The 25,132-nt window shown below is 65.3% G+C and carries 30 protein-coding genes; 10 read left to right on the top strand and 20 right to left on the bottom strand.

What is annotated here, in order from left to right; genetic code table 11:
• Positions 1–22: 22 nt before the first annotated feature.
• Positions 23–1,621 (bottom strand): FMN-binding glutamate synthase family protein, encoded by a 1,599-nt coding sequence (locus tag OG326_RS19290; protein WP_327146035.1) that lies wholly within the window; start codon positions 1,619–1,621, stop codon positions 23–25.
• Positions 1,622–1,723: 102 nt separating this feature from the next.
• Here OG326_RS19290 and OG326_RS19285 point away from each other — a divergent pair, with 102 nt between their 5' ends.
• Entirely contained in the window at positions 1,724–2,329 is a 606-nt protein-coding gene (locus OG326_RS19285) for a class I SAM-dependent methyltransferase (protein WP_327146034.1), read from the top strand.
• Between the two features lie 25 nt (positions 2,330–2,354).
• On the opposite strand, the gene OG326_RS19280 is transcribed toward OG326_RS19285, so the two are convergent.
• The 5 genes from OG326_RS19280 to OG326_RS19260 form a co-directional block, all read right to left on the bottom strand.
• Positions 2,355–3,335, bottom strand: coding sequence for a glycine betaine ABC transporter substrate-binding protein (locus tag OG326_RS19280; RefSeq protein WP_327146033.1), 981 nt, complete (start codon positions 3,333–3,335; stop codon positions 2,355–2,357).
• Complete coding sequence (locus OG326_RS19275) at positions 3,332–4,069, bottom strand: ABC transporter permease (RefSeq protein WP_327146032.1); 738 nt, start codon at positions 4,067–4,069, stop codon at positions 3,332–3,334. Before OG326_RS19275 ends, OG326_RS19280 begins: the two co-directional genes overlap by 4 nt.
• Complete coding sequence (locus OG326_RS19270; protein ID WP_327146031.1) at positions 4,066–5,364, bottom strand: ATP-binding cassette domain-containing protein; 1,299 nt, start codon at positions 5,362–5,364, stop codon at positions 4,066–4,068. Before OG326_RS19270 ends, OG326_RS19275 begins: the two co-directional genes overlap by 4 nt.
• A complete protein-coding gene (locus OG326_RS19265; protein WP_327146030.1) occupies positions 5,361–6,017 on the bottom strand; it encodes an ABC transporter permease in 657 nt (218 codons plus the stop codon). Before OG326_RS19265 ends, OG326_RS19270 begins: the two co-directional genes overlap by 4 nt.
• Positions 6,018–6,126: 109 nt before the next feature.
• Positions 6,127–7,056 carry a TauD/TfdA dioxygenase family protein gene (locus OG326_RS19260; protein ID WP_327146029.1) on the bottom strand — a complete coding sequence of 310 codons (930 nt, stop codon included), beginning with the start codon at positions 7,054–7,056 and terminating at the stop codon, positions 6,127–6,129.
• A 167-nt stretch (positions 7,057–7,223) separates the two neighbouring features.
• On the opposite strand from OG326_RS19260, the gene OG326_RS19255 reads away from it, so the two are divergent.
• On the top strand, positions 7,224–7,433 hold the full coding sequence (locus tag OG326_RS19255; protein ID WP_297614961.1) for a TOBE domain-containing protein: 210 nt from the start codon (positions 7,224–7,226) through the stop codon (positions 7,431–7,433).
• A gap of 78 nt (positions 7,434–7,511) precedes the next feature.
• On the opposite strand, the gene OG326_RS19250 is transcribed toward OG326_RS19255, so the two are convergent.
• Positions 7,512–8,147, bottom strand: coding sequence for an ATP-binding protein (locus OG326_RS19250; RefSeq protein WP_327146028.1), 636 nt, complete (start codon positions 8,145–8,147; stop codon positions 7,512–7,514).
• Between the two features lie 515 nt (positions 8,148–8,662).
• On the opposite strand from OG326_RS19250, the gene OG326_RS19245 reads away from it, so the two are divergent.
• Together OG326_RS19245 and OG326_RS19240 are read left to right on the top strand one after the other, a co-directional pair.
• On the top strand, positions 8,663–9,073 hold the full coding sequence (locus OG326_RS19245) for a WhiB family transcriptional regulator (protein ID WP_442790975.1): 411 nt from the start codon (positions 8,663–8,665) through the stop codon (positions 9,071–9,073).
• Positions 9,074–9,215: 142 nt separating this feature from the next.
• Positions 9,216–9,908 carry an alpha/beta hydrolase gene (locus tag OG326_RS19240; RefSeq protein WP_327146027.1) on the top strand — a complete coding sequence of 231 codons (693 nt, stop codon included), beginning with the start codon at positions 9,216–9,218 and terminating at the stop codon, positions 9,906–9,908.
• Between the two features lies 1 nt (position 9,909).
• Here the strand turns inward: OG326_RS19240 and OG326_RS19235 are convergent, their stop codons facing one another.
• Positions 9,910–10,239: a cupin domain-containing protein gene (locus tag OG326_RS19235; protein ID WP_327146026.1), complete on the bottom strand. Its 330-nt coding sequence runs from the start codon at positions 10,237–10,239 to the stop codon at positions 9,910–9,912.
• A 161-nt stretch (positions 10,240–10,400) separates the two neighbouring features.
• On the opposite strand from OG326_RS19235, the gene OG326_RS19230 reads away from it, so the two are divergent.
• Positions 10,401–10,670, top strand: coding sequence for a hypothetical protein (locus OG326_RS19230; protein ID WP_327146025.1), 270 nt, complete (start codon positions 10,401–10,403; stop codon positions 10,668–10,670).
• On the opposite strand, the gene OG326_RS19225 is transcribed toward OG326_RS19230, so the two are convergent.
• Both OG326_RS19225 and OG326_RS19220 read right to left on the bottom strand, forming a co-directional pair.
• A complete protein-coding gene (locus tag OG326_RS19225; RefSeq protein WP_327146024.1) occupies positions 10,667–11,407 on the bottom strand; it encodes a glucose 1-dehydrogenase in 741 nt (246 codons plus the stop codon). The genes OG326_RS19230 and OG326_RS19225 overlap by 4 nt on opposite strands.
• 119 nt (positions 11,408–11,526) lie before the next feature.
• On the bottom strand, positions 11,527–12,474 hold the full coding sequence (locus OG326_RS19220; RefSeq protein WP_327146023.1) for an SDR family NAD(P)-dependent oxidoreductase: 948 nt from the start codon (positions 12,472–12,474) through the stop codon (positions 11,527–11,529).
• A gap of 110 nt (positions 12,475–12,584) precedes the next feature.
• Here OG326_RS19220 and OG326_RS19215 point away from each other — a divergent pair, with 110 nt between their 5' ends.
• Positions 12,585–13,163, top strand: a complete 579-nt coding sequence (locus tag OG326_RS19215) for a TetR/AcrR family transcriptional regulator (RefSeq protein ID WP_327146022.1) — start codon at positions 12,585–12,587, stop codon at positions 13,161–13,163.
• Here the strand turns inward: OG326_RS19215 and OG326_RS19210 are convergent.
• A complete protein-coding gene (locus OG326_RS19210; RefSeq protein ID WP_327146021.1) occupies positions 13,142–13,588 on the bottom strand; it encodes a nuclear transport factor 2 family protein in 447 nt (148 codons plus the stop codon). The two genes, OG326_RS19215 and OG326_RS19210, sit on opposite strands and share 22 nt — an antisense overlap.
• Before the next feature lie 170 nt (positions 13,589–13,758).
• Here OG326_RS19210 and OG326_RS19205 point away from each other — a divergent pair, with 170 nt between their 5' ends.
• Together OG326_RS19205 and OG326_RS19200 are read left to right on the top strand one after the other, a co-directional pair.
• Complete coding sequence (locus OG326_RS19205; RefSeq protein ID WP_327146020.1) at positions 13,759–15,252, top strand: FAD-dependent monooxygenase; 1,494 nt, start codon at positions 13,759–13,761, stop codon at positions 15,250–15,252.
• A gap of 7 nt (positions 15,253–15,259) precedes the next feature.
• Positions 15,260–16,042: an antibiotic biosynthesis monooxygenase gene (locus tag OG326_RS19200; protein WP_327146019.1), complete on the top strand. Its 783-nt coding sequence runs from the start codon at positions 15,260–15,262 to the stop codon at positions 16,040–16,042.
• 21 nt (positions 16,043–16,063) lie between these two features.
• Here OG326_RS19200 and OG326_RS19195 read toward each other — a convergent pair whose 3' ends face one another.
• The gene (locus OG326_RS19195; RefSeq protein WP_327146018.1) at positions 16,064–16,699 is read right to left on the bottom strand and encodes a TetR/AcrR family transcriptional regulator; all 636 of its coding nucleotides are present in this window, start codon (positions 16,697–16,699) and stop codon (positions 16,064–16,066) included.
• Between the two features lie 131 nt (positions 16,700–16,830).
• On the bottom strand, positions 16,831–17,109 hold the full coding sequence (locus tag OG326_RS19190; RefSeq protein WP_327146017.1) for an alpha/beta hydrolase: 279 nt from the start codon (positions 17,107–17,109) through the stop codon (positions 16,831–16,833).
• Positions 17,110–17,515: 406 nt separating this feature from the next.
• On the opposite strand from OG326_RS19190, the gene OG326_RS19185 reads away from it, so the two are divergent.
• Entirely contained in the window at positions 17,516–17,878 is a 363-nt protein-coding gene (locus OG326_RS19185; protein WP_327146016.1) for a nuclear transport factor 2 family protein, read from the top strand.
• 15 nt (positions 17,879–17,893) lie between these two features.
• On the opposite strand, the gene OG326_RS19180 is transcribed toward OG326_RS19185, so the two are convergent.
• Together OG326_RS19180 and OG326_RS19175 are read right to left on the bottom strand one after the other, a co-directional pair.
• Positions 17,894–19,003, bottom strand: coding sequence for a DNA alkylation repair protein (locus tag OG326_RS19180; protein WP_327146015.1), 1,110 nt, complete (start codon positions 19,001–19,003; stop codon positions 17,894–17,896).
• A 56-nt stretch (positions 19,004–19,059) separates the two neighbouring features.
• Positions 19,060–19,887 carry a helix-turn-helix transcriptional regulator gene (locus OG326_RS19175; RefSeq protein WP_327146014.1) on the bottom strand — a complete coding sequence of 276 codons (828 nt, stop codon included), beginning with the start codon at positions 19,885–19,887 and terminating at the stop codon, positions 19,060–19,062.
• A 123-nt stretch (positions 19,888–20,010) separates the two neighbouring features.
• Between OG326_RS19175 and OG326_RS19170 the strand changes: the two genes are divergently transcribed.
• On the top strand, positions 20,011–20,754 hold the full coding sequence (locus OG326_RS19170) for an SDR family oxidoreductase (protein ID WP_327146013.1): 744 nt from the start codon (positions 20,011–20,013) through the stop codon (positions 20,752–20,754).
• Here OG326_RS19170 and OG326_RS19165 read toward each other — a convergent pair.
• Genes OG326_RS19165 through OG326_RS19145 form a run of 5 tightly spaced genes read right to left on the bottom strand, consistent with a single transcriptional unit; the run spans position 20,751 to position 25,125 of the window.
• Positions 20,751–21,482: a DUF6390 family protein gene (locus OG326_RS19165; protein WP_327146012.1), complete on the bottom strand. Its 732-nt coding sequence runs from the start codon at positions 21,480–21,482 to the stop codon at positions 20,751–20,753. The two genes, OG326_RS19170 and OG326_RS19165, sit on opposite strands and share 4 nt — an antisense overlap.
• Positions 21,479–22,546 carry a HoxN/HupN/NixA family nickel/cobalt transporter gene (locus tag OG326_RS19160; RefSeq protein ID WP_327146523.1) on the bottom strand — a complete coding sequence of 356 codons (1,068 nt, stop codon included), beginning with the start codon at positions 22,544–22,546 and terminating at the stop codon, positions 21,479–21,481. Before OG326_RS19160 ends, OG326_RS19165 begins: the two co-directional genes overlap by 4 nt.
• Before the next feature lie 50 nt (positions 22,547–22,596).
• A complete protein-coding gene (gene hypE, locus OG326_RS19155) occupies positions 22,597–23,682 on the bottom strand; it encodes a hydrogenase expression/formation protein HypE (RefSeq protein ID WP_327146011.1) in 1,086 nt (361 codons plus the stop codon).
• The gene (gene hypD, locus OG326_RS19150; protein ID WP_327146010.1) at positions 23,675–24,787 is read right to left on the bottom strand and encodes a hydrogenase formation protein HypD; all 1,113 of its coding nucleotides are present in this window, start codon (positions 24,785–24,787) and stop codon (positions 23,675–23,677) included. The genes hypE and hypD overlap by 8 nt, the downstream gene beginning before the upstream one ends.
• Positions 24,784–25,125, bottom strand: a complete 342-nt coding sequence (locus tag OG326_RS19145) for a HypC/HybG/HupF family hydrogenase formation chaperone (protein ID WP_327146009.1) — start codon at positions 25,123–25,125, stop codon at positions 24,784–24,786. The genes hypD and OG326_RS19145 overlap by 4 nt, the downstream gene beginning before the upstream one ends.
• Positions 25,126–25,132 lie beyond the last annotated feature (7 nt).

The following is a 25,132-nucleotide window of genomic DNA, read 5'->3' as shown; positions in this document are numbered from 1 at the left end:
CCACCACAGCTAGCGACCTTGTTCAGACCACCACAGCGCGCGGCCTGAAGGAATCGGCGTCGGCCGCCGCCCAGTCACCGGCCCAATTTGCCGGCGGCTCCTTCACCAACTGCTCCGGAGCAAGCCACTCGTAGAGTTCGGCGAATGAGCGTTGTTCGGTGGGAGACACCTTCTTCCGAAGCAGTTGCGGGCTCAGCTCGTGCAGGTCTGACACTCCCATGGAGGCGATGATCTGCACAGCCTGGGCGACGGTGGCCTGGTGGTATTTGAATACGCGCTCGCTCTTGTCCGGGACATCGAGGGCGCGGGCGCGCCGGGGATCCTGGGTGGCGACGCCGACCGGGCATTCATTGGTGTGGCAGCGCTGAGCCTGGATGCATCCGACCGCCATCATCATGGCGCGGGCCGCGCTGGTGAAATCCGCACCCTGGATGAGCCGTTTGACAATGTCGTTGCCGACGGCCACCTTACCGCTCGCACCGATCTTGATCTTCTCACGCAGACCGGCCCCGACGAGCGCATTGTGCACGATCATCAGCCCATCGGTGAGCGGCAGCCCGACATGGTCCTCATACTCCAAAGGCGCTGCGGCAGTGCCGCCTTCGGCGCCGTCGACGATAATGAAGTCGGGTGCGGTGCCCTCGGCGATCATGGCCTTGCAGATGGCCAGCACTTCGATTCGGGAGCCGACACACAGCTTGAAACCGATCGGCTTGCCGTCCGAGAGCTCCCGCAGCTGCGCCACGAACCGAATGAGCTCACGCGGTGTCGAGAAGGCGGAGTGCGCGGACGGGCTGATGCATTTCTCATGTGCCGGAACACCTCTGAACTCCGCGATCTCCGCGCTGACCTTCGCCGCGGGCAGAACACCGCCGATCCCGGGCTTCGCACCCTGGCTGAGTTTGATCGACACCGCCTTGATCTGCTCGTGCGCGACCTGCTCGCGGAAGCGCACCGGATCGAATCGCCCCTCGCTGGTGCGGGTGCCGAAATAGCCGGACCCGATCTCCCACACCAGATCTCCGCCACCCTCGAGATGATAGGGCGTCAATCCGCCCTCCCCCGTATCGTGCGCGAAACCACCCAGCGCCGCACCCCGGTTCAGCGCCCGCAAAGCATTGGCCGACAGCGCACCGAAGCTCATGGCCGAAACATTCAGCAGCGAAATGGAATACGGCCGCGTGCAATCGGGCCCGCCGATCAGCACCCGCGGCGGCTCGGCAGGCTCCGGAACCGGTGCGATCGAATGCACCAGATACTCGTACCCCACCTCCTCGATATCCCGCTCGGTGCCGAAGGACAGCTCACCGTGAATCCCCTTGGCCCGCTCGTAGATCATGGTGCGGGTATCGCGATCGTAGGGCCGCCCATCGAAGTTGCGTTCGATGAAGTACTGCTGCAGTTCCGGCCGCAGACTTTCCAGCAGAAACCGCATATGCCCCAGCACCGGATAGTTCCGCAGTATCGAGTGCCGCTTCTGCACGACGTCGTACACCCCGACCGCGAGTAGCGCCGCCAATATGGCCACCAGCACCCACCACGCCCACGAGCCGATGGAGGCGGCCACTCCGACCGCAATGGTGGCCGTCGCCAGGAAACCGATCAAGAAGAACCGCAGCATGTGGCGTTCTTACCCCACCAGCGGCGGTTCACGCTCATCGGCGGCTGTGGACACGCTCCGAATCCGCGTAATCGTGTCGGCCACCGGAGAGACAATGGCTCGATGAACCCTGAACCAGAGTTCCGCCGACCGTTCCACGGCGGCGATTCCTACGCGACCACGCCACCGTGGGATATCGGCCGGCCGCAAACCGACTTCGCCGCTCTTGCCGAGCAGGGCGAGCTGCGCGGGCGCGTGCTCGATATCGGCTGCGGCACAGGCGAACATGCCCTGCTCGCCGCGCGCCTCGAGCACGAGGCGGTCGGCATCGACCAATCGGCGCACGCCATCGAACTGGCCCAGCAGAAGGCGCGCGAACGCGGCCTCACCGCCCGATTCCTGTGCCGCGACGCGCTCGCACTGGCCGATCTCGGCGAAACCTTCGACACCGTGCTCGACTGCGGCCTCTTCCACACCTTCGATCCCGAGCTGCGTGCGGTGTATGTCGAGAGCATCGCCTCCCTCGTCCGTCCCGGCGGCCGCTATTTCCTGCTCGGTTGCAGCGACCGCCAACCCGGTACCTGGGGCCCGTATCGCCTCAGCCGCGCCGATATCGAGACAGCCTTCGTCAAAGGCTGGCATATCGACTCGATCACCGAGACCGCCATCGACATCCTCATCGACCCGGACACCCTGCGGGCGTGGCTGGTCGCGATGACCCGCACGTAACCGTGCGGACCGCCGCGAATCCTGTTTACTCGACCAGCTTTTCGCTCTTCAGCCAGTCGTAGGCGACATCGGAGGGGTCCTGGCCGTCGATGTCGACACGGCCGTTGAGTTCCTGCATGAGCTGATCGGTGAGGCGCTCGGAGATCGTTCCGAGCAGTGCCCGCAGCTGCGGGTAGCGGTCGATCACGGCACCGCGCACCACTGCCGTACCGCTGTAGGGCAGGAAGAACTTCTTGTCATCGTCGAGGACCGTCAGATTCAGATTCTTGACCCGGCCGTCGGTGGTGTAGACCATGCCGAAATTGCACGGGGCGCTCTTGGCCGTCGCCGGGTAGATGACCCCGGCGTCCATGCGCGTGACATTGCCGGCCGGAACGCCGTTGGGATCGTTGTAGGGGATCCCGTACTTCTTCAGCATCGGAATGAAACCGTCCGAGCGACTGAAGAATTCGTCATCGACGCAGAAGGTCCGATCGGAGACCGGAAGCGCCGCCACCTCGGAGAGCGACTTCACCTTCAAGCGTGTGGCGGTCGGCGTCGAGGCCGCGAAGGCGTAGGTGTCATTGAAATTGGAGGGCGGCAGCCACTCCAGATTGTGGTCCTTCTTCTCGATATCGTGGACGCGCTGCCAGAGTTCCTTCGGGTCCGCGATCGTCTCGGTCTCATTGTGGTAATTGACCCAGCCGGTGCCGGTGTACTCCCAGAGAATATCGGCGTCGCCATTGAGCTGAGCCTGCCGGGACGATGCCGAACCTGGTGCCCCCGTCAGGTCCTTGACGTCGGCGCCTGCCGCGGACAGGTAGGTCGCGGTGATCTTGCCCAGCAGCACCCCCTCGGTGAAGCTCTTCGAGGTGACGACCAGCTTCGCACCGTCCAGCGGCTGCGCACCGCCCGGCAGCCGCGCATGATGGAACGTTCCGGACGAGCTCACCAGACCGCATCCCGCGAGCATTGTCACGGCCAGCACCGAAATCACGGTGAGCAGCCGCGCTCGTGGCGACCTCATGCGATACCCCGTGGGGTCGCGGCCAATTCGACGATTCTGCCCAGCCAATCGATGATCAGGGCCAGCAGCCCGACCAGGATCGCGCCGGAGACGAGCAGTCTGGGCAGGAACAGCGTGACGCCGGTGGTGATCAGCGTGCCGAGACTCGTCGCGCCGATGAAGGTGCTCAGTGTCGCGGTGCCGACCAGAATCACCAGCGCGGTGCGCACCCCGTTCAGGATCACCGGCACCGCCAGCGGCAATTCGACCTGGAACAGCGTCCGCGCGGCCGAGAAGCCGATACCGCGCGAGGCCTCGATCGTGCGCTGATCCACCTGCCGCAGTCCGACAATGGTGTTCTGCAGAATCGGCAGAATCGCGTAGATGACCAAACCGATGACCGCAGTGCGGAATCCGGTGCCCAGCCAGAAGGTGAACAGGACGAGCAGCCCGACCGCCGGCGCCGCCTGACCGATATTGGCGACATTGACGGCAATGGGTTCGAGCCGTGTCAGTGCGGGCCGAGTCAGCGCGATGCCGAGCGGAATCGCGATGACCACCACGATCAGCGTGGCCACCACGGTCAGCTTGATGTGCTCGAAGATGGTGTGCTGCAGGTTGGCCCAGCCGAGCGAGGCCTGCTCCGTCGGGGTGAAGGTCGTCGACCGATACCAGAGGAAGTAGCCGATGCCGATGACAAGAATGATGATCGGCTCGAACCACACGTCGATCGGAGTGCGGCGCAGGCGGTTCATGACTGCTCGTCCGTTCCGAGTTCCTCGGTTCCGGGTTCGTCGGCGGCCGCGATCACCGGTGTCGGCGCGGGATCGGTGCCGTCGACATACGTCGCGTACGACAGGTCCTCCTCGGCGGCATGCCCCTCGGCGAGTTTGGTCTGGATGACCTCCGTCACCGAGCCGATATTGAGCGAGCCGACCACCGCGCCGCGGCCGTCGGTGACCAGCGTGGCGCCCTGGCTGGCGGCGAGCATGGCATCGAGTGCGTCATTGAGGGTCGAAGACCGTGCGACCACGGGCAATCGGCGATCGAGGTAGTCGGACACCTCGGGTTTGCTCGCGACCTCGGTGAGCGACGGCCACGACCGCGGCCGCCCGGCCGCATCCACGACCACGACCCAGGTGTGCCCGGCGGCCTTCGCGCGGGCGATCACGCTCTGCGCCGGCTCCCCGATGCGCGCGGTGGTCACGGCATCGCAGTCGACATCGCGCACCCGGGACACGGTGAGGTACGCCAGCTTCGCGCCCGATCCGACGAACTCCTCCACGAACGGCGTGGCCGGATCGGTGAGAATCTCCTCCGGCGCCGCGTACTGCTCGATATGACCGCCCTCGGACAGGATGAGGACCTTATCGCCGAGCTTGGTGGCCTCCTCGAAATCGTGCGTGACGATCACGACGGTCTTGCCGAGTTCGTGCTGGATCGCAATCAGGCTGTCCTGCAGGCGAACCCGCGTGATCGGATCGACGGCGCCGAACGGCTCGTCCATGAGCAGGACCGGCGGATCGGCCGCGAGCGCGCGGGCCACGCCGACCCGCTGCTGCTGTCCACCGGACATATCCTTCGGCAGCCGATCGGCGAAGGTGCCGGGGTCCAGACCCACCAGATCGAGCAGATACTCGGTGCGCTCGGCAATCCGCTTCTTGTCCCAGCCGAGCACCCGCGGGATCGCGCCGATGTTCTTGGCGACCGACCAGTGTGGGAACAGGCCACCGGATTGGATGACATAGCCGATCGATTGGCGCAGCTTGTCCGGATCCTCCCTGGTGACATCGCGGCCGTCGATGAAGATCCGACCCTCGGTCGGCTCGATCAACCGGTTGATCATCTTCAGCGTGGTCGTCTTACCGCAGCCGGAGGGCCCGACAAACGCGACGATCTGCCCGGCCTCGATCTCGAGGTCCAGGCTTTCGACCGCGGGCTTGTCCTGTCCCCGATAGCGCTTGACGACCGAGTCCAGCTTGATGGACGCACCCGTCACATTGCGGTCCGGCGTACCCGGAGCGATCCGGCTGGTCACGGCATCGGTCATGACAGTCCCTTTGCGATGGTGAGGCGGCCGAGCAGGACGAGGAGCGCATCGAATACCAGTGCGATGAAAACGATGAGAAGAGTGCCCGTGAGCGCCATTTCGAGGGCATTCGCACCGCCGAGCCGGGACAGGCCATTGAAAATCAGGGATCCGAGGCCCGGTCCCAGGACATAGGCGACGATGGCCGCGACACCGACGATCATCTGCGTGGAGACCCGGATGCCGGTGAGAATCACCGGCCAGGCAATCGGCAATTCGACGGTCAGCAGAATGCGCCAGCGCGAAAAGCCGATGCCCTGCGCGGATTCGATGACCGAGGCGGGAACCGAGCGCAAACCCACGATCGCATTACCGATGACCGGCAGGGCGGCGAAGAACGCCAGCATGACGAACGAGGGAACCACGCCCAGTCCGAACGGAACCAGCAACAGCGCCAGCAGGGCGAGCGAGGGAATGGTCAGCGCGACCCGGCTCGATGTCAGCGTGAGCGCCGACAGCAGCGGGAGCCGGTAGACCGCCACCGCGATGAGGACCGCGACCACGGTCCCGACCAGAACCGTCTGAAATGCCAGGGACGCATGCTGATACGTGAGGAACGCCAGAAATCCTTCCCGCCCTCGGATATAGCTCCATAAGTCCACGGGGATTCCCATCGTCAGCCGAAGTCCGGTCGGTACTTGTCTGCGCGAGCCGTAAAAGCCTATTCGGTGCGGTGCGCTGGGCTCCGCAAAGGCGCGCGGGGCATCCCGGAGGAATACGGCGTTATGCCGCGCCCCGCAGCCGATCGACGGTCGAATAGGACTCGGCGCTACCTGCGATGACGGTGCTCGGCACACCGTCGATGCCGACGGGAATGTCACCGGCCAGCGTGATGCGGGTGAGCCTGCGGTGCTCGGCGCCGTCGTAATCGTCGACGGCATAGTGCTGGGTGGCGTGGTTGTCCCAGATGGCGACATCGCCCAGCGACCAATTCCAGCGTGCGGTGTGCTCGAGCCGGGTCACCCGGTCCTGGAACAGGCGGAACAGCGCCTGCGACTCGCTCCTGGATACGCCGACAAGCTCTTTCACGAAGCAGCCCAGCAGCAGGGCGCGTTCACCGGTCTCCGGGTGCACGTGCACCACCGGATGCTCGGTCTCGAAATAGGTGGATTCGAATTCGCGGCGGTAGGCCCGGAAGTTCTCGTCCGGCCGGTCCTCGGCGGCGTAGTCGTACAGATTGGTGTGCCGCGCACGCAGACTCTCGGCCAGCCGCTTGAGCGGTTCCGGCAGCGCGTTGTACGCGGCGACAGTCGAGGCCCAGGTGGTCGAGCCGCCATAGCTGGGCAGCGCCACCGCCCGCAGGATCGACGCCTTCGGCACCCGATCGACGAAGGTGACATCGGTATGCCAGGTATTCGACCGGCCGTGCTGGGAATCGATGGCCAAACTCTTCGCACCCGCGCTGAGCGTCGGATGCGGAGTCGTCGGAGTCCCGAGCAACTGCGCGAACTCGTACTGCCCATCCTCCGTGAGGTGGTGCTGCCCACGGAAGAAGATCACCTTGTGCTCACTGAGCGCCGCGCGCAGCGTGGCCACCGTCTCCGCGTCCAGGTCACCACCGAGCCGAACCCCGTCGATCTGCGCACCGATGTGGGCGCCCAGCTTGACCACCCGCACGGCGGTCGCGGTGTCACTGATGTAATCGACGCTCATTTCGGGGGCCTTTCGCTCGATCCTGACGATCGTTGCGATCGAACCACCCCGCGCGCGGCCCGGCGAGCATTAGAGTCACGCAGATCTAAACAGGCAACCGCCTGGCAACACCCCTTGCACGCTGCGCATCCCACCTACCGCACGCCCTGCTGCCTACACTCGCCGCCATGCGACTGAGCACCCGTAACCAACTCGACGGCACCGTCACCTCGATCACGCGCGGGGAGGCGATGGCTGTTGTGAAGATCCGGCTCAATGGCGGGGACGAGATCACCTCCTCGATCACCCGGGATGCCGTTGACGATCTCGGCCTGGCCGACGGCACTCCCGTCAAGGTCCTGATCAAGTCGACCGAAGTCACCCTCGGCATCGAGTAGACCGCGAACGCCGGTGCGCGCCAGGCGATTCGGATGACGATCAGCCGGCGCGCCCGATGATCCGCTGCCGATTCGCGGTCACGCCGACCGGCGGCCGGCACGAGACTTTACCGGCGCGGGGGACTCGTATGCCCGCGCCGGCGCAGTCGGCTCGGCTGCGGGGACAGGGAGTTCGATGGGCTCGGTCAGATGGATGTGCGGAAGCCCGCGCAGCATGGGGCCGATCGGGTCCTCGTGTGCCAGCAGTAGGGCAATCGGGGCGGAGGTGAGCCGGCGCGCGGCGAAGGCCAGGTACTCCACCGTCGAAAGATCCAGCCACTGCACATCATCGGCGACGACCAGCAGTGGGCGTTCACGCGCGAGTGCGCCGAGCAGTGTCACCATGGAGATGCCGACCAGATACGGGTCCACCGCCTGCCTACCCAGCGTGAGTGCACGACCGAGTATCTCGGCGTGCGGTTCCGCCAGGATTTCGAGGGGATCCTGCACCTGCTCGAAGAGTTCGCGCACACCCGAGACGCCGGTCTCCCCATTCCTGCCCCGGCACCGCATGACCTTGAAGCCTTCGGCCCGCTCGACCGCATAACCGAGTAGCGCAGACTTGCCGATACCCGGATCGCCCCGCAGGACTGCAGCGGAACCGAGGCCGGATCGGGCCGACCCGAGCAGTTCGACGATCCGCGCGGCCGCTGTTTCACTGTCGGACAACACCATCTCGAACGCCCCTTCCTCAGGGAGATCGTTACGATCGTCAGATCGTACGTGCCGAAATCGGCATGCCCCACCGCGCCGCGCCATCCGGCCTCGCATAGCGCGTGGGATCGATCGGCATCGATAATCCGTACTGCCGCGAATTCAACGACAACCACAACCACATCGGCCCCGACGATCACGCGCACGACAACGACCACGATCGCCGCTAGCTCACCCGTGGATAACGCCGCGGCGGGCAATTGCCGACCAGCCGCACTCGAATGGACCTTCGGCGATCCACCAGCAACTGGGATCGGTCGCATAGAGGCGCAATGGCATCAGGCCGATGCGACGAGGTGAGGGCGTTTTTGGAACGCGTTCGGCCATTAAAGCCGACCCGTCGATCCCGTTCTCGAAAAGCTAGCGATTGCTGAACGGTAACTATCAATGTATGTTCGTCGCATCATGCGGGCTCATTGCACTTGGCAACACCACTTTTCAGAGTTGCCGCAGATCTTCCGGGGGGACAGACCTGGATGCAGCAGACGATTTCAAAGGCTCTGACGACACACGACACGTTGACCGAAGGCGTTGAGATGAAGCAGCAACCGATGATTGCGCGATCACTGTTCAATCTGGACGAGCTCGGCCCCCAGAGCTGGCGCGAACAAGCCCTGTGCGCACAAACCGATCCGGACGCATTCTTTCCCGAGGTGGGCGGTTCCGGCCGCACAGGCAAACGCATATGCGAGGGCTGCGAGGTGCGTAAGCAGTGCCTCGACTACGCGCTGGCACATGACCAGCGTTTCGGAATATGGGGTGGAATGACGGACGCTGAGCGCCGCCGCTACTCGCAGCAACGCCGGGTCGGGGCCTCGACGGCGCCGCATATCGCCCCCGAGCCGCCGCTCATCCGAGTGGATCAGGACCATCGAGCACCGCGCTGACGGGAGTCGGCAACATTGCGCAAAGTGGCAGCTAACCTTAGTGTCATCACAAGGAACCTGAGTCGCACCGATAGCGCAGATCTGATCAAGTCGAGGTAACCATCAGTTGTGCGCACCCCGGTGCGCCGAGAGGGGTTTCGATATGACGATCAAGCCGACAATCGTACTGGTGCACGGCTTTTGGGGTGGCGCGGCGCACTGGGCGAAGGTCATCGTCGAACTCGACAAGCGGGGCTATCGATCGCTCTTCGCGGTGGAGAACCCGCTGACCTCCCTGGCCGACGACGCCGAGCGGACCCGCAAGATGGTCGAGCAGGTCGACGGGCCGGTGGTGCTGGTCGGCCATTCCTACGGCGGCGCGGTGATCACCGAGGCCGGTGACCTGCCCAATGTGGCCGGTCTGGTCTATATCGCGGCCTTCGCGCCCGACGCCGGAGAGAGCCCCGGGCAGATCACCGAAGAACTGCCTCCGGAGGCGGCCGCGAACCTCGCGCCCGACTCCGACGGCTATCTGTGGGTCAAGCAGGACAAATTCCACGAGAGCTTCTGTCAGGACCTCTCGGCCGAAGAAGCCCTGGTCATGGCCGTCACCCAGAAGGCGCCCCTGGCAACCACTTTCGGCGACAATGTCACCGCACCCGCCTGGAAGGCGAAGCCGACCTGGTATCAGGTCTCGACCGCCGATCGAATGATCAACCCCGACAACGAACGTCGCATGGCCGAGCGGATGAATCCGCGCAAGATCATCGAACTGGACGCCGGCCACGCCTCCCTGGCTTCGCAGCCCGGCCCGGTGACCGACCTGATCGATGAGGCGGCGCGCGAGCTCGCCTGAGTCAGCCTTCGGGGTAGAACAGGAACAACGTACAGCCGGTAGTGGATTGCGGGATATGAGACGAACCGGCCGGAGCGTGAATGAACGATCCGGCCGGGTAATCGCGGAAACCGTCGTTGAAAACGCCGGAAACGACGAATACCTCCTCCGGCCCAGGCTCGTGCAGGTCGATCCCCTCCCAGCGGGTACCGGGGTCCATCTCCAGCACATGCGCCTTGGCGCCGTTCACGCCGGACCACAGCGGCCGCGCCCGGATTCCCGGAAACACTTCCCGCACCGGCGCATCCGCCGAGTCGATCCATTCATATCCGGGAAATTCACTGATCTCCATAACGGCCGCAACCGCCGTCACCGTCGGCCTATTCCGCGCGGGTGACGGTAGTTGCGTCGCCCGAGGTTCTGGTGCCGCTGGTTTCATGGTCTCGCAACATGGAAGGTCCACCATCTAGTTTTCTGGGGCGAACAACACTGCACCCCAAGGAGACTCGACTGATGATCACACCCATCCGTACCGCGGTGGCCGCCGCGAGCGTATTCGCCGGACTGCTCGCCCCTGCGGCCATGGCGGCCGCCGAGCCGCTGGCGCTCTCGCCCGCGGCGCAGACCGCCGACTCGGTGGCGGGTACGGGCGGGACCGGCTCGTTCGATCCGTCACCGACCGGTTCGGCGAACCTCATCAAGTCATTCCAGACCGGGTCCGGCCAGTGCAACAAGGGCCCGCTCCCGGTCCTCGACGGGTCCGCGGCGCCCTGGTGCGGTTAGGGGCGACCGGCGGTCATACCGCCGTCGACGACGTACTCCGCACCATTGCAGTAGCTGGATTCCTCGCTGGCGAGGAAGACGACGAGCGGGGTCACCTCTTCGGGAACGCCTAGTCTGGCAAGCGGATTCGAGGCGCGGTCGACGGTGACCTCGCCGGTCGCGCCGAGCATCGGGGTGAGGATGCCGCCCGGATGCACGGAATTGACGCGGACACCGTGGGGAGCCAGCTCCAGGGCCGCCGACTTGGTCAGGCCGCGGACGCCGAATTTGGATGCGGTGTAGGCGTGTACGCCGGCGACGCCCTGAATTCCGGCGGCCGAGGAGATGTTCACGACGGCGGCCGGACGTGCCGCCACCAGTGCGTCGCGGGCGGCGGTGAGGCCGAGGAAAGGCCCGGTCAGATTGATGGAAATAACTGTCTGCCATTGCTTTTCGGTGTACTCACCGAGCGGGCCGCCGTCGAAGATGCCGGCATTGTTGACCAGGACATTGAGTTTGCCGAAGCGCCGGACGGTTTCGGCCACCGCGGCCGTCCAGTCCTCGGAGCGCGTGACATCCAGATGAATGAAGGCGGCCCGGTCGCCGAGCTCGTCGGCCAGCCGCTCCCCCGGCTCATCGGTGATATCGCCGATCATGACGGCGGCGCCCTCGGCGATGAAGGCGCGGGCGTGTGATGCGCCCATTCCCGATGCCGCGCCGCTGATCAGCGCGACTCGGCCGGACAGTCGGCCACTCATGGTGTCTCCTCGATGGGTGTGGACGGCCGCCACGGATCCGGGACGACCTTCTGAACCATGCCGAGAAGTGAAACACGTGTCAATCAGTAATTCAATCGTTGATTGAATCCCTTCGGCCGCTACCGCCCGGCAAGCAGGTCGAGCGAGACCTGCCACAGCCGTTCGGCATTGCCAGCGTCGAGTGCATAGGACGCCACACCGCGGCGAATGCCGGGCTGATGTGGTTCAGCCTCGTTGCAGTCCTCGAAGTAGCGACCGCTCACCCCCTCGAGCAGCGGCGAGGTGGCCAGCAGGACCGAGGTGGCCGCACCCTGCGCTGGGGTCTTCCACGAGACCGCGGTGCTGTCTGGCTCGAACGAGGCGGGCGCGTTCTGCACCGCGCCCATATGCCTGCTCAGATTCGTGGCCGGGATTCTGCCCGGGTTCAGGGAGTTCACGGTGATCCCGTCGTCGGCCCACCGCCGCGCGGCCTCGACCGCGAACAGGATATTGGCCGTTTTGGACTGCCCGTACGCCTCCCACGGGTCATAGGGGCGGCGCTGGAAGTGGATGTCGTCGAACACGATCTGCCCGTTCAGATGACCGACCGAGCTCACCACGACCACTCGCGCCGTGCCCGCCGCCGCCAGCGAATCGTGCAGAGCACCGGTCAGCGCGAAATGGCCGAGATGGTTTGTGGCGAACTGCATTTCCCAGCCCTGCGGGGTTCGCAGGTCCGGGGTGGCCATGATGCCCGCATTGTCGACGAGGATATGCAGTGGCCCCTGCCAGGCTGCGGCGAACGCCGCGATCGATGCCTGGTCCGCGAGGTCGAGTGGTTCGATTCGGATCTTGTCATTTCCGGTGTCGCCGATGATCTCCTCGGCGACTGCCTTCGCGGCTTCGATATTGCGCACGGCCAGGGTCACCTCCGCGTGCGCGCCGGCGAGGGCACGGGCCGTCTCGACACCGATCCCGGACCCACCGCCGGTGACAATCGCTCGATAGCCCGTAAGGTCCAGGCCCGCAATGACTTCCGACGCGGTGGTCTGCGCACCGAACGGAGTGGTGACGCGACTGATACTCATCACACTACTTCTTCCTGACGACGCTCTACACTGATAAACGGAGCCGGGTCCGCTTACCCAGCATAAGCGGACCCGGCTCCGTTTATCAACAGTCAGGAGACGTCGAAAAAATGCCCCCCGCAGGATCCCGCCCCCTGCGCGCCGACGCGCAGCTCAATCACGACCGCGTACTCGAAGCGGCCGCACAGGCCTTCGCCCGCGAGGGCACCCAGGCCTCACTCAAAGCGATCGCCAAGGACGCGGGCGTCGGCATCGGCACCCTGTATCGCCGCTTCCCCACCCGCGAGACCCTGGTCGAAGCGACCTACCGCAACGAAGTCACCAGACTGTGCGACTCCGCTCTCGACCTACTGTCGAATGTTCCCGCCCCCCAGGCACTCCGAACCTGGATGGACCATTTCATCGACTTCATGGCCACCAAGAACGCGATGGCAGACGCCCTGCGCACCCTGCTCGTCTCGGAAGCCGACATCATGCACACCCGAGCACTACTCACCGACGCCCTGGCGGAACTCCTGACCGCCGGTGCCGCTGACAAGACCATCCGCTCGGACATCAACCCGACCGACGTCCTGATGAGCCTCGGCGGAATCACCCTCATCGCAGGCGAACTCGACCAACGCGACCTGGCCCGCCGCCTGCTGGACCTCCTGATGGACGGCCTGCGCTACTCCCCACCCACCGCCTGACCCCCGCGCGGGTACAGATGCCTGCTGACATCACCCACAAGATCGACAAACACCCGCCGCTCAACAAACCGCCACCGCCCGTCACGCCGAGCGAAACTGTCGTGGTAGCGACCACTTGCGATGGGCTGCAAAGGCAATTCGGGCAACGCCTGCAGCACCGTGAAGTAACTCCGGCACCCAGCCGTACCCGCAGCCTCGTCCACCTCAATCGCGAGATTGGTGGTGACGTGCTTGGTGCGCGGCGTGCCGTCCTCATAAACGATCACCGTGCCGCGGAACATCGCCTCGATCGCCTCGGCCCCACTGACCGATCCCCCACTGCTGCCGAAGCTCGCATCGGCGAGCAGGGCGCCCAGCCCCGCGAAGTCGCCGCCGTCCACCAGCTCGGCATATGCGGCGATCAGATTCTCGATAGCTCTGCTCATGTACTCACCTTCAGTTCGTTGCCGGGTTCATTGTCGAGCGGGCAGTCCGTCCGTGCGTTGAATCTCGAAAAGCGGTAGCAACAAAGAGGAATGAACGTTTGCGCTAACGGTTCTCCGGGGACTACTCTGAGACTCATACGGAAACGAGCGTTTCGTTTTAGGAGAAGGCGATGGTATCCATTCCGCTGCTTCCCACCCAGACCGACGTGCTGATCGTCGGCGCCGGACCGGCAGGACTGACACTCGCGGCAAGCCTGCGCCAGCTGGGCGTGGACCATGTCCTGATCGACCGCGTCACCGAGGTTCAGCCCGGCAGTAAAGCGGCGGCCGTGCAGCCCCGCACTTTGGAATATCTCGAACGGCTCGAGGTCAGTGCGCGATTGGTCCAGGCCGGGGAGCGTGGGCGGGGGTTTCGGTTGCACGATCGCGACAGGACCTTGCTGCGGGCCGGCTACGACGACCTGCCGACGCCGTACCCCTTCGTGCTGCTGATCTCCCAGCAGACCACCGAGGCGCATCTGCTGCGGCGCTTGAACGAGTTGGGCGGTGAGGTGCATCGCGGTCACAAATTCCTCGGCGCGGCCACCGATTTCCCGGGGATGGTCGCGACCGTCGCGGGCCCCGACGGCGTGCTGCGCGCGATATCCGCGCGCTATATCGTCGGCTGCGACGGCGTCCACAGTGCGGTCCGGGCGACAGCCGGAATCGATTTCCCCGGTGCGGCGCACGAGCAGCGATTCGCTATTGCCGATGTTCGGCTGAGTCTCGATGGCGACAACGCCAAGTCCGACACCACGTTCTACCTTTCCGCCAACGGCATGCTGCTGCTGTCACCGCTCGCCGGCGGCCTGCATCGCATGGTGGCCTCGGCGCCCAGCGCGGCGCCCCCGACACCCGGTGATCTCGAACGCCTTCTCGCCGAGCGTGGTTCGCGTTCCAGCGCGGCCCGCGTGATCGAGGTGGTGGCCGCATCGACCTACCGCGTGCAGGAACGGGTGGCGGCTTCTTTCCGGGCCGGAAATGTCTTCCTGGTCGGCGACGCCGCACACACCCACAGCCCGGCGGGAGCTCAGGGCATGAATACCGGCATTCAGGACGCCGGAAATCTGGCATGGAAACTGCATGCGGTACTGACGGGGCTCGCACCGGTCGAACTGCTGGACAGCTATCACCGCGAGCGGCACCCGGTCGCGACCGGAATGGTCTCCTTCACAAGCCAATTCGCCACACTGGCAAATCTGCGCGACTCGGTCGCAGGCGATCTCCGCAATCGAGTCCTGGCCGCGGCCGCCGCCACACCGGGCGTCACCGACTGGATCACCACCAAACTCGCTCAGCTCGATATCGCCTATACCGATGAGCCCGACCGCGGATCACCCCGTATCGGCGGGCGGGTCTCGCCACTGACCGTGCCCGGTACTGATCTGAACTGGACCCTTGCACTGCCCGGCGACAGTGGGCCGGCCTCGGCGCACCCCGTCCAGCACGGGGTGGTGACCGTTCAGTACGTGGCCGGGCTCGACAAGGCACTGCTTGTCCGGCCGGACGGATATCTGGCCGCGGACCACGTTCCGACCAGTGCCGACGCTGTGCTGCACGACCTTTCGAGCTACCTCCCGTCCGATAACACCACCGCGTCCGAATCACACTTCCGACGGAGTTGATCTGATCATGAGCGCCCCCGCGAACCCCGTACACAGCGGAATCCATCACCTGAAACTGCCCGTCACCGACCTCGAGCGCAGTGCCGACTGGTATCGCACCGTCCTCGGCGCGCATCGTCTGACCGAGCTCGATCACCGTCGCGCCGACGGCACACTCTTCGCCGTCATCCTCGATGTTCCCGGCTTCCCCGGCCGCCTGGAGCTACGGCTGGATCCGGTGACGGCCAAGGCTCTTAACGGTTATGACCTTCTCACCCTGTCCGTCACGGACAGAGTGGCGATCGACGACTGGGTTGCACGGCTCAATACCCTCGACATCCCGCATTCGCCCCCGATCGTCGCGCTGATCGGCTGGTTGCTGGTCGTTCCCGATCCCGACGGTCTCCGGCTGCGCTTCTACACCACCGAGCCCCACCGGTTGGGCGCCGATGCGGTGGAATTCGATTCACCCTGGCTCGGCGCAGGAGTTGTCGCCGAAACAGCGAGCGCCGCAGGCGAATCCGCCGTGTGCGCGGTCGCCCGGCTCACGGCGCTGCCCGGCTACCGAGACCGGGTACTCGCCCGGATGCGGTCACTGGAAGACATCATCCGGCAGGAGGACGGCTGCCTCGCCTACCTGGTACACACGGAAAACGAGCATCCGAACACGATCGTCGTCTACGAGTCGTGGGCCGATCAGGCCGCACTCGATGCGCACCACAAGACTGCCCATATGGAGCAGTTCGCCAGATTCGCTAGGCCGCTGGTGGATTGGCCTCCACAGCAGGATCTACTCACACCATTGACGTGACAGCTGGGCACAATCCCGCGTTCACACCGGATTTCGGTCGCGAGCCCCGTCTCGAAGCGACGAGGCCGAGGCGAAACCGCTTATGCCGGCGATCAATTGCTGCGCCGAGGAGCCGTCACCGAGGTGTTCCAGAACGATCAGACCCGGCATCAGCGTCGTCAATAACGCTGCCACAGCGTCGATATCGGCATCCGGCGCAAGGTATCCGGCAGCCTGCCACCGCCGGGCGAGCTCGGCGAAGTTCGCCCGGGTGGAGCGATAGTAGGCGTTGACCAGCTCATGCAGGTGCGGCCGCCGAAGCGCCTCGGTCCACGCCTGCATAGCCAATTGCGAGAGGTCATACCCTTCCTGCTCCCCCCTGCTGTGCAGGTCCTCCACCAGCACGGCAACCGTCTCGTCCGGGGTCGGTATCGGCTCAGCGGCCAGCAATCGATCGAACAGACTCCCGATCAGCACGAGCGCTTCCTCCGCCGTAGCGTCAATGAGTTCGTCCTTGCTACGGAAGTACCGGTACACAGCACTCGAGGACAACCCGGTCGCACCAATAATCTGATCCATCGACGCCGCATGGAACCCATCCCGCGCGAAACAGCCCCAAGCACTAATCAACACATGACGACGCCGTTCGGCCCAAAGTTCCTCACTGATGCGCGGCATACCCCCACCCTAAACAAGAACGACCGTTTCAAACGACCCCGGCCCTCTTCTTGGCGTCTGTTGCTGTGGTTATGACCCACGGGATTCACATAAACAGATGCATATATTTCCATGTTCCTACTTGAGGACTGTCATCGGGGAACTTCCGAGGTCGACACCAGCGGATGTGCGGCGGCGAGGTACTCGGTGAAGTGGGCGGTCAGTTTCTCGATCGCCGGGCCGAGGTATTGCTCGCGGTCGTATAAATCGACGTGGCCGGCTCCTGCAATCCAGTGAATTTCTTTGGGGCCCAGGGCCTTCTGAAACGCTTCCACGCTCATCCAGGAGGTGATCGCACGGGTGCCGACGATCAGCAGTAGTGGGCGCTGTTCGATCAGAGGGACTGCGGTGAAGGCGTCGAAGATTGCCATCGACCATTGGGTCAACAGCGCCACTTTCGGCACAAAGAGCTATCGGCACCCGCTCGCCGGCGACCTCACCCTCGACTGGTGACACCTGGCTCAGCCCCGACGGCTCCGGCCAGCGCCTGCTGGTGCTCACCGCCGAACCGGGAACCCCCTCACACGACGCGCTCCGCATCCTCCTGTCGTGGAGCTCGAAGACTGCCGCCGAGGACAGCCGGACCAGCTGAGAGTCGGCGGCCTTCGATATCGGGGCCGGGGATGTACTTCGCGAACCACGCCATGGCGTAGCCATCACCCTCAGGCAGCCGTCGGAGGTGTTCCTAGGAGCCGGGCACCCAGGAACTCCGCGGCCTTCTCCGCGTCCGAGAATCAGCCGAGGATGGGCGAAAGTGCCGGAGAGCTAAGGGGAATCATGGTCGCGATTACCGAGAAGCAGGTGGACGCGTGGGTCGGGCGGTATGTGCGGGCATGGAAGACATCCGATCCGGAGGACATTGCCGCGCTGTTCACGGAGGAGGCCGAGTATCACGAATGGCCTTATGCGACTTCGTGGATCGGGCGGGCGGCCATCGTCGATGGGTGGTTGAGTCGGGAGGCGTGGCAGGAGGGTGGGTGGGAGTTCGAGTGGTCGGTGCTGGCCGTTAATGGGGATACGGCCGCGATCGGGGGGACGGGGGTTTATCGCAAGCTGGGGACGTTCGCTAATTTGTGGACGGTGACCTTCGGTGAGAAGACCCGCTGTTCGGTGTTCCGGATGTGGAACAACGAGCGGTGAGCGTCCCGCGTCCGGTCAGGCGGGTTCCGCTTCGAGGTCGAAGGTGACGCGGTCGGAGGCGATGCCGTTGATGCGCAATTCGATTGCGTGGGCGCCGGGATAGTAGCGGCGGGTGGTGATCGGGCGGAAGGAGTGCTCGCGGTCGATGGTGTGCGCTTCGCCGGGGGCGAGGGTGCAGGTGGCGAGTTTGAAGGTTTTGCCGGTTTGGCCGCCGTTCGCCTTGCGGTGGTGGATGACGTAGTCGATGGACAGTCGTGCGGGGTCGGTGCCGGTATTGCGGATGGTGGCGGTGAAGCGGATGCTGCCGCCGGGCGGGACGGTTGTCCGGTCCAGTAGCGGACCGTCGATTTCGACTGCGGCGTGGGCGAATCCGAGCAATTCCAGCGCTCCGGGGTGGCCGGCTTTGATCAAGGTGCGCAGGGCGTGCCGCACCAGGCGCGCGGTATCGGCCCCCGGAGCGGCGAGCCAGCGCCGGGCGGCGGCGACCACCAGATCGGGCTCGTCGCGGCTGAGATCATTGAGGTGGTTGGCCACCGAGCGGCGGACGTATTCACTGTCGTCGAGATAGAGCGCGTCGAGGATCGGCACGGTGACTCCCGGACGGGCGATGATCTCGGGAACCCTTGTCGACCAAGGCAAATAGGGCCGGGTCCCTTCGGAGGCCAGTCGGCGGACATCGATATCGGCGGAGGTGGTCCACCCGGCGATAATGCCCAGCGCCCGGTCCAGATCGTGGCGCAGCAGCGTGCGAATCGCGAACTCCGCGGTGAGCCGTCCGGTGAGTTCCGCCAGCAGCGCCATCGCATCATCGAACGCGGCGCCGCTGTTCTCCTGTACCGCCCGAGCCGCGATCGCGCTGGTGACCGGCCAGATCAGCCAGCCGCCGAAGGCCTCCGAACTGTCCGCGGCAGTGCGCACCACACCGGCGAGTTCGGCGTAGGCGCCCGGCACATCCGCCAGGAGCGCATCGCGGAGCAGATCGGCACGCGGGCGCAGGGCGAGAGGGCCGAGCTTGCCGGTCGCGGCGCGCAGCGCAGCCAATTCGGCTGTGGGCGCAGCCTTTTCGATCGCGGCGAGAAGATCGCGGGCGGTGCGGTCATTGATGAGTTCATCAGCGAAGGGCATGACGTTCGATACTCCTGGATGCTGGGTCTCGATATAAGTACTGCGACAGGTCGAACTCAGGCCGGAGCCGACATGGCAGCGAGATAGGCGAGCGCTTCCTCGCTCCGGCTGCCGGGCTCCGGGGTACCGACGAGCAGCTGCTGTCCGGGCGCATCGCGCACATCGAAGGTCTGGTAGGTCAGTTCGATTCGCCCGGCCTCGGGATGGACGAAGATCTTGAAGGCGCGATCGAGGCCGCCGACCTTGTGATCGGCCCATAGCGCGCGAAACTCAGGAGACTTCTCGGTGAGCTCGGCGACAAGACCGCTGATAGCCCGATCCGCCGGGTAGTGCCCGGCATTCAGGCGCAGCGCGTGCACCGTAGCAGCGGCCACCACGGGCCATTCGGCGAATACGGTCCTCGCCTCCGGATGTGTGAACAGGATGCGCGGCATATTCCGCTCGGCACCGAACGGCGCCAGCAAGGCATCGGCGATCGAATTTGCCGCCAGCACGTCGAATGCCGGTCCCAGCACATACGCCCCGGCCCGAGGGAACGCATCGAGCAGTTGCAGCAGCGACGGATGCACACGATCCCTGGAATTCCCAGGCGGCACAAGGGGATTCAACCCCGCCAGCCGATACAGATGGCCGCGCGCGTCGGCGGTGAGTTTCAGCGCGCGCCCGATGGCGTCCATGACCTGCGCGGAGGGACTCCGTTCACGCCCCTGTTCCAAGCGGGCGTAGTAATCGGCGCTGACCCCGGCCAGCACCGCCACTTCCTCCCTGCGCAGCCCCGCAACACGGCGCCCCGAACCGCCGCTCGGCAGCCCGGCCTCGGCGGGTTCGATCCGTGCGCGGCAGGCCCGAAGAAACTCACCGAGCTCATTGTCACGGGATCCCATGCTGGCGATGATAGCCACGCCGGAACTGGCCTGGGTGTCGCGCACCCAGGTTCCCACTGCCTTCCCGAAGCGGCGACCACCGGATGTACTGGGTTGTCACCTCATCGGAGCCCAAGGAGCGCAATGACTTCCTCATCGCAGACCGAGCCGAAGGTCGTCCTCATCACCGGAGCCAGCAGCGGGATCGGCGAGGCCACCGCCCGTCACCTCGCCGCGCTGGGACATCGGGTGGTCGCGGGCGCCCGGCGCACCGATCGGCTCGAGAACCTGGCCGCCGGCGTACGCGCTGCCGGAGGTTTGCTGGATGGCCTCGCACTCGACGTCACCAGCCTGGACAGCGTCCGGGCATTCGCGGCCACCGCTGTCGAGCGCTACCACCGGATCGACGTACTGATCAATAACGCCGGGGTGATGCCGCTCTCCCCCATCAGCGACCTGCGCATCGACGAATGGGAGCAGATGATCGACGTCAATCTGCGCGGCACGCTCTACGGCATCGCCGCTGTGCTGCCGACCATGCAGGCGCAGGGCAGCGGTCACATCGTGAATGTCGCCTCCGTCGCGGGCCTGCGCGTCGACCCGACCGCAGCGGTCTACAGCGCCACCAAATTCGGCGTCCGCGCACTGTCCGAGGGATTGCGCCAGGAGAGCAAGGATATTCGCGTCACCGTCGTCAGCCCCGGCTTCACCCACAGCGAGCTCACCGACCACGGTGGTTCGGACGCGGCCCGATCGGCGGCGCGCGGTGCGACCGACCGGCTCGCCATCCCCGCATCCGCCATCGCCGAGGCCATCGGCTTCGCCATCGCTCAGCCCGCAACCGTGGATGTCAACGAACTCGTCATCCGGCCTACTGCGCAGAGCTAGGCACGCTGATCGGCGGCGAGGCGGCGATTGGTGGCCAGCAACTGATGTTCGGTACTCGCTTGCAGATCGTGCACCTGCGCGAGGTCGAGGCAGCCGCAGAGTCTGCCCCAGTGGACGGCGACCTGATCGCCGATCGTCGTCTCCGGGGCGAAGCCGTCGATCACGATGTGCTGCACCGAGGGTTCCGACAGGCGCAGCGCATTCTCATCCCACAGCAGCCGGGGACCGAGCACCGAAATATCGTCACCGTCGCGATCGACCACGGTTCCCCAGCCGATGCGGCAGCTGTCGAGAACGTGGATCGGCTGTTCGTCCATGCCCTTTCCGAGAAACCGGGACCACGGGTACACGCCGAAGACGTGGAAGCAGTGATTGGCGGCCGCCTCCGCCGCGAGATCTGCGGTCAGGTGCGCCCAGTACTGGCCTGCGAGCGGCCCGATCAGCGAAAGCAGCTCGGCAGTGAACCGGCCGGCATCGAGCTGCGCGCCCAGACCGCCACCGAGCCAATAGGATTCGACCAGGCGTGGATCCATCGGGTCGGCGATCCCGGTCATCCTCGACATGACCCGCAGGTACGGCCAGACCCCCGAGAAGCGGCGGGCGACCGCGCGCACCTCGTCCGGCGAACCGTCGCGCAGTGCGGTGGCCTCCGGCGGCCCGCAGTAGCCGAGCCGGTTGGGAGCGTAGGCATACCGGGCGAATATCTCGGTGCCCGAGACGTCTTTCATTCCAACGCCTTTGGGGTGAGATCACGCTGCCACCGGCCCTCGACATCGCTGAGCCGCCACACCGAGACGGCGGCGATCCAGGTGATCGCGAAGAGGCCGACAATGATGAAACCCATGGCGCCGAGGTCAAGATTCCCCACCCAGGCCAGCGGCCCGGAGCGGACATCGAATTCGGCGGTGAGGATCGAAATGACCTCCTGCGCACCGATCAACAGCGCCACCACCACGGACAACCCCGTCACCACGATGTTGTAGTAGATCTTGCGGACCGGGCGGGCGAAGGCCCAGCCGTAGGCGTAGTTCATGAAGACCCCGTCCAGCGCGTCGAACAGCGACATACCCGCCGAAAACAGCACCGGGAGAACCAGAATCGAATACCAGGGTAGTGCGGTCGCGGCCGCGCCGCCCGCGATCACCAGCAGGCTCACCTCGGTGACGGTGTCGAATCCGAGGCCGAACAGCAGTCCGATCGGGTACATCTGCCACGGCTTGCGCACGGCGCGCATGGCCGGTCCGAAGATTCGGTTGAGCGCGCCACGAGTTTCGAGCTGCTGTTCGAGCTGGGCCTCGTCGTAGTTGCCGCGGCGCATGCCGCGGAACACCCGCCAGATGCCGATCAGCGAAACAAGATTCAGCACTCCGATGAGAATCAGGAAGCTCCCCGAGACGCCGGTGCCGAATACGCCGGTCCACTGCTGCAAACCGGAATCACGGTTCTCGATATTCGCCGCGAGCGCCTTCACCCCCATGGCGAGCAACGCGACCAGAACGAATACGACGGTGGAATGCCCGAGGGAGAACCAGAACCCGACCGAGAGTGGTTTCTGCTTCTCCGACAGCAGTTTTCGGGTGGTGTTGTCGATCGCCGCAATGTGGTCGGCGTCGAAGGCGTGGCGCATACCGAGGGTGTAGGCGGTGACGCCGAGACCCACGCCGAAGACGGTGCCCTGCACGACATGGTTGCCGGGCGCCACCAGGAGCAGCAGCGTGGCCCAGCCGGCAATGTGCAGCGTGAGAACGGTGCCCGCCATTCCGATCATGCCGAGGCGCTGCCGGCGGTCCAGACCACCCCACGCGCTGTGCAGCGCGCCGGGTGACCGAACCGCCGCCTGCTTCAGCAAATCCGCGGCAGCTGTTCGCCGGCGGGCAGTGCGACCACCCGGGTACCTCCCAATGCGGTGCGGGCCACGACCATGCCCGGATGTTCGGTGACGCAGACGCCGATGGCTTCGGCCCGGGAGCCGAGCGGATGCTCCCGCATGGCGGCCAGTACCCGGTCCGCGTCCTCCGGTGCGACGAAGGCGATGAGCTTGCCTTCGTTGGCGACGTACATCGGGTCCAGCCCGAGCAGTCCGCAGGCATCGCGCACCTCCGGGGGCACCGGCAGTTTCCTTTCATCCAGTGAGACACCGACTTTCGCGACACCGGTGATCTCATTGAGCGTCGCGGCCACTCCGCCGCGGGTGGGATCGCGCAGCACGTGCACATCGGCCCCGGTGGCGAGCATTGCCGCGACCAGCCCATTGAGCGGCGCGGTATCACTGACCACCGTGGTCCCGAATTCGAGCCCCGCACGGCAGCTCATGACCGCGACCCCGTGCACGCCGATATCGCCGCTGACGATCACCACATCACCCGGTGCGGCCCGCTGCGGGCGGATATCCACGCCGTCGTCGACAATGCCGATACCCGCGGTATTGATGAAAATGCCGTCGCCGTGGCCGGAATCGACCACCTTGGTATCGCCGGTGACAAGCTTGACGCCGGCCGCCAGGGCCGCCGTGCCCAGTGCCTTCGCGATATGAGCGATATCGGCGAGCGCCGTGCCCTCTTCGAGAATGAACGCGGTCGACAGCACCATCGGCCGTGCACCCGACATCGCCAGATCGTTCACCGTGCCGTTCACCGCCAGATCACCGATCGACCCGCCGGGAAATATCAACGGCTTCACCACGAACGAGTCCGTCGAGAACGCCAGCCGCGCACCTCCGAGGGTGATGACCGCGGAATCGCCCATCCCCGCCTCGGCGGCCGAGCCGAAGGCGGGCAGGAACAGATGCTCGATCAACTCCCCCGACATGGCGCCCCCGCCGCCGTGCCCCATCACGATATTCGGTGAGTCCCGCAGGGGCATCGGGCACACCCAGTTCTCCATATCGATCGCGGCAGCGGCGGTCGGCATTGCGATATCGTCAGGCATGAGCCACCTCCGCGGGCAGATCCAGGCGTCGATACAGGTAGTAGGCCGCGCAGGCGCCCTCGGAGGACACCATGGTGGCGCCCAGCGGATTTCGCGGCGTGCACTCCTTGCCGAAGGCCGCGCACTCGTGCGGTTTGATCAGGCCCTGCAGGACCTCGCCGGAGCGGCAGATCGAGGATTCCGCGGTGTGCATATCGCCCACCGAGAACCGTTGTTCCGCATCGTAATCGCGGTAGCGCTCGGAGAGCCGCCAGCCGCTCAGCGGGATGACGCCGATTCCGCGCCAGGCCCGGTCGGTCACCTCGAAGACATCGGTGAGCATCGCCTTCGCGGCGGAATTGCCCTGCAGGGTCACCGCGCGCGGATACGCGTTCTCCAGCTCGTGCCTGCCCTCCTCCAACTGGATGACGGTGCGGCGGATGCCTTCCAGAATGTCGAGCGGTTCGAAACCGGTGACCACCATCGGCACCCGGTACTTCTCGGCCAGCGGCGGATACTCCTCGGTGCCCATCACACTGCACACATGCCCGGCCGCCAGAAAACCCTGTACCCGGCAGCTCGGCGATTCCATGATGGCGGCAATGGCGGGCGGTACCAGCACATGCGAGACCAGCAGCGAGAAGTTCTCGATACCAAGCCTTTTCGCCTGATAGACGGTCATAGCGTTGGCGGGTGCGGTGGTCTCGAATCCGATGCCGAAGAACACCACCTGGCGGTCCGGATTCTCCCTGGCGATAGTGAGCGCGTCGAGCGGTGAGTAGACCACCCGGACGTCGCCGCCCTCGCTCTTGACGTGGAACAGGTCCTTCTTACTGCCCGGCACCCGCAGCATGTCACCGAAGGAACAGAAGATCACACCGGGTTGCGCGGCGATCTCGAGCGCCTTGTCGATCACCTCGAGCGGCGTCACACAGACCGGGCAGCCGGGCCCGTGGATCATCTCGATCTGGTCGGGCAGCAGCTGGTCGATGCCGTGGCGGATGATCGAATGGGTCTGTCCGCCACATACTTCCATGATCGCCCAGCGCCGGGTGGTGACGGCGCGGATCTTGTCGAGCAGGTTCTTGGCCAGCTCAGGGTTGCTGAACTCGTCGAGATACTTCATGACGGCACCTCTGTATCAGATTGTGGCGGTGCGGATTCGGCTCCCGCGCTGGTGGGGTCTGCGAGACCGGCCTGTTTGGCGGCCAGTGCGAAACCGTCGCCGAATTCCTCCTTCAGCACCCCGAGATGCTCGAATTCGGCCAGTGTGCGCAGTGCGGACACCTCGTCGAGCCGCTGAATGGCGAAGCCGACGTGCACCACCACGTAGTCACCGATGGCGGCGTCCGGAATGTATTGCAGGCACACATCCTTGTGCACGCCCCCGAAGTCGACGACGGACATCAGCGTGCCGTCGCGCTCCTGGAGGCTGAGCACCTTTCCTGGGACTGCCAGGCACATTGTCGGC

The organism is Nocardia sp. NBC_01327, assembly GCF_035958815.1.
GTDB lineage: Bacteria > Actinomycetota > Actinomycetes > Mycobacteriales > Mycobacteriaceae > Nocardia.
Note: the sequence above shows the minus strand (reverse complement) of the source record. Positions and strands in the feature narration are given on the sequence as shown.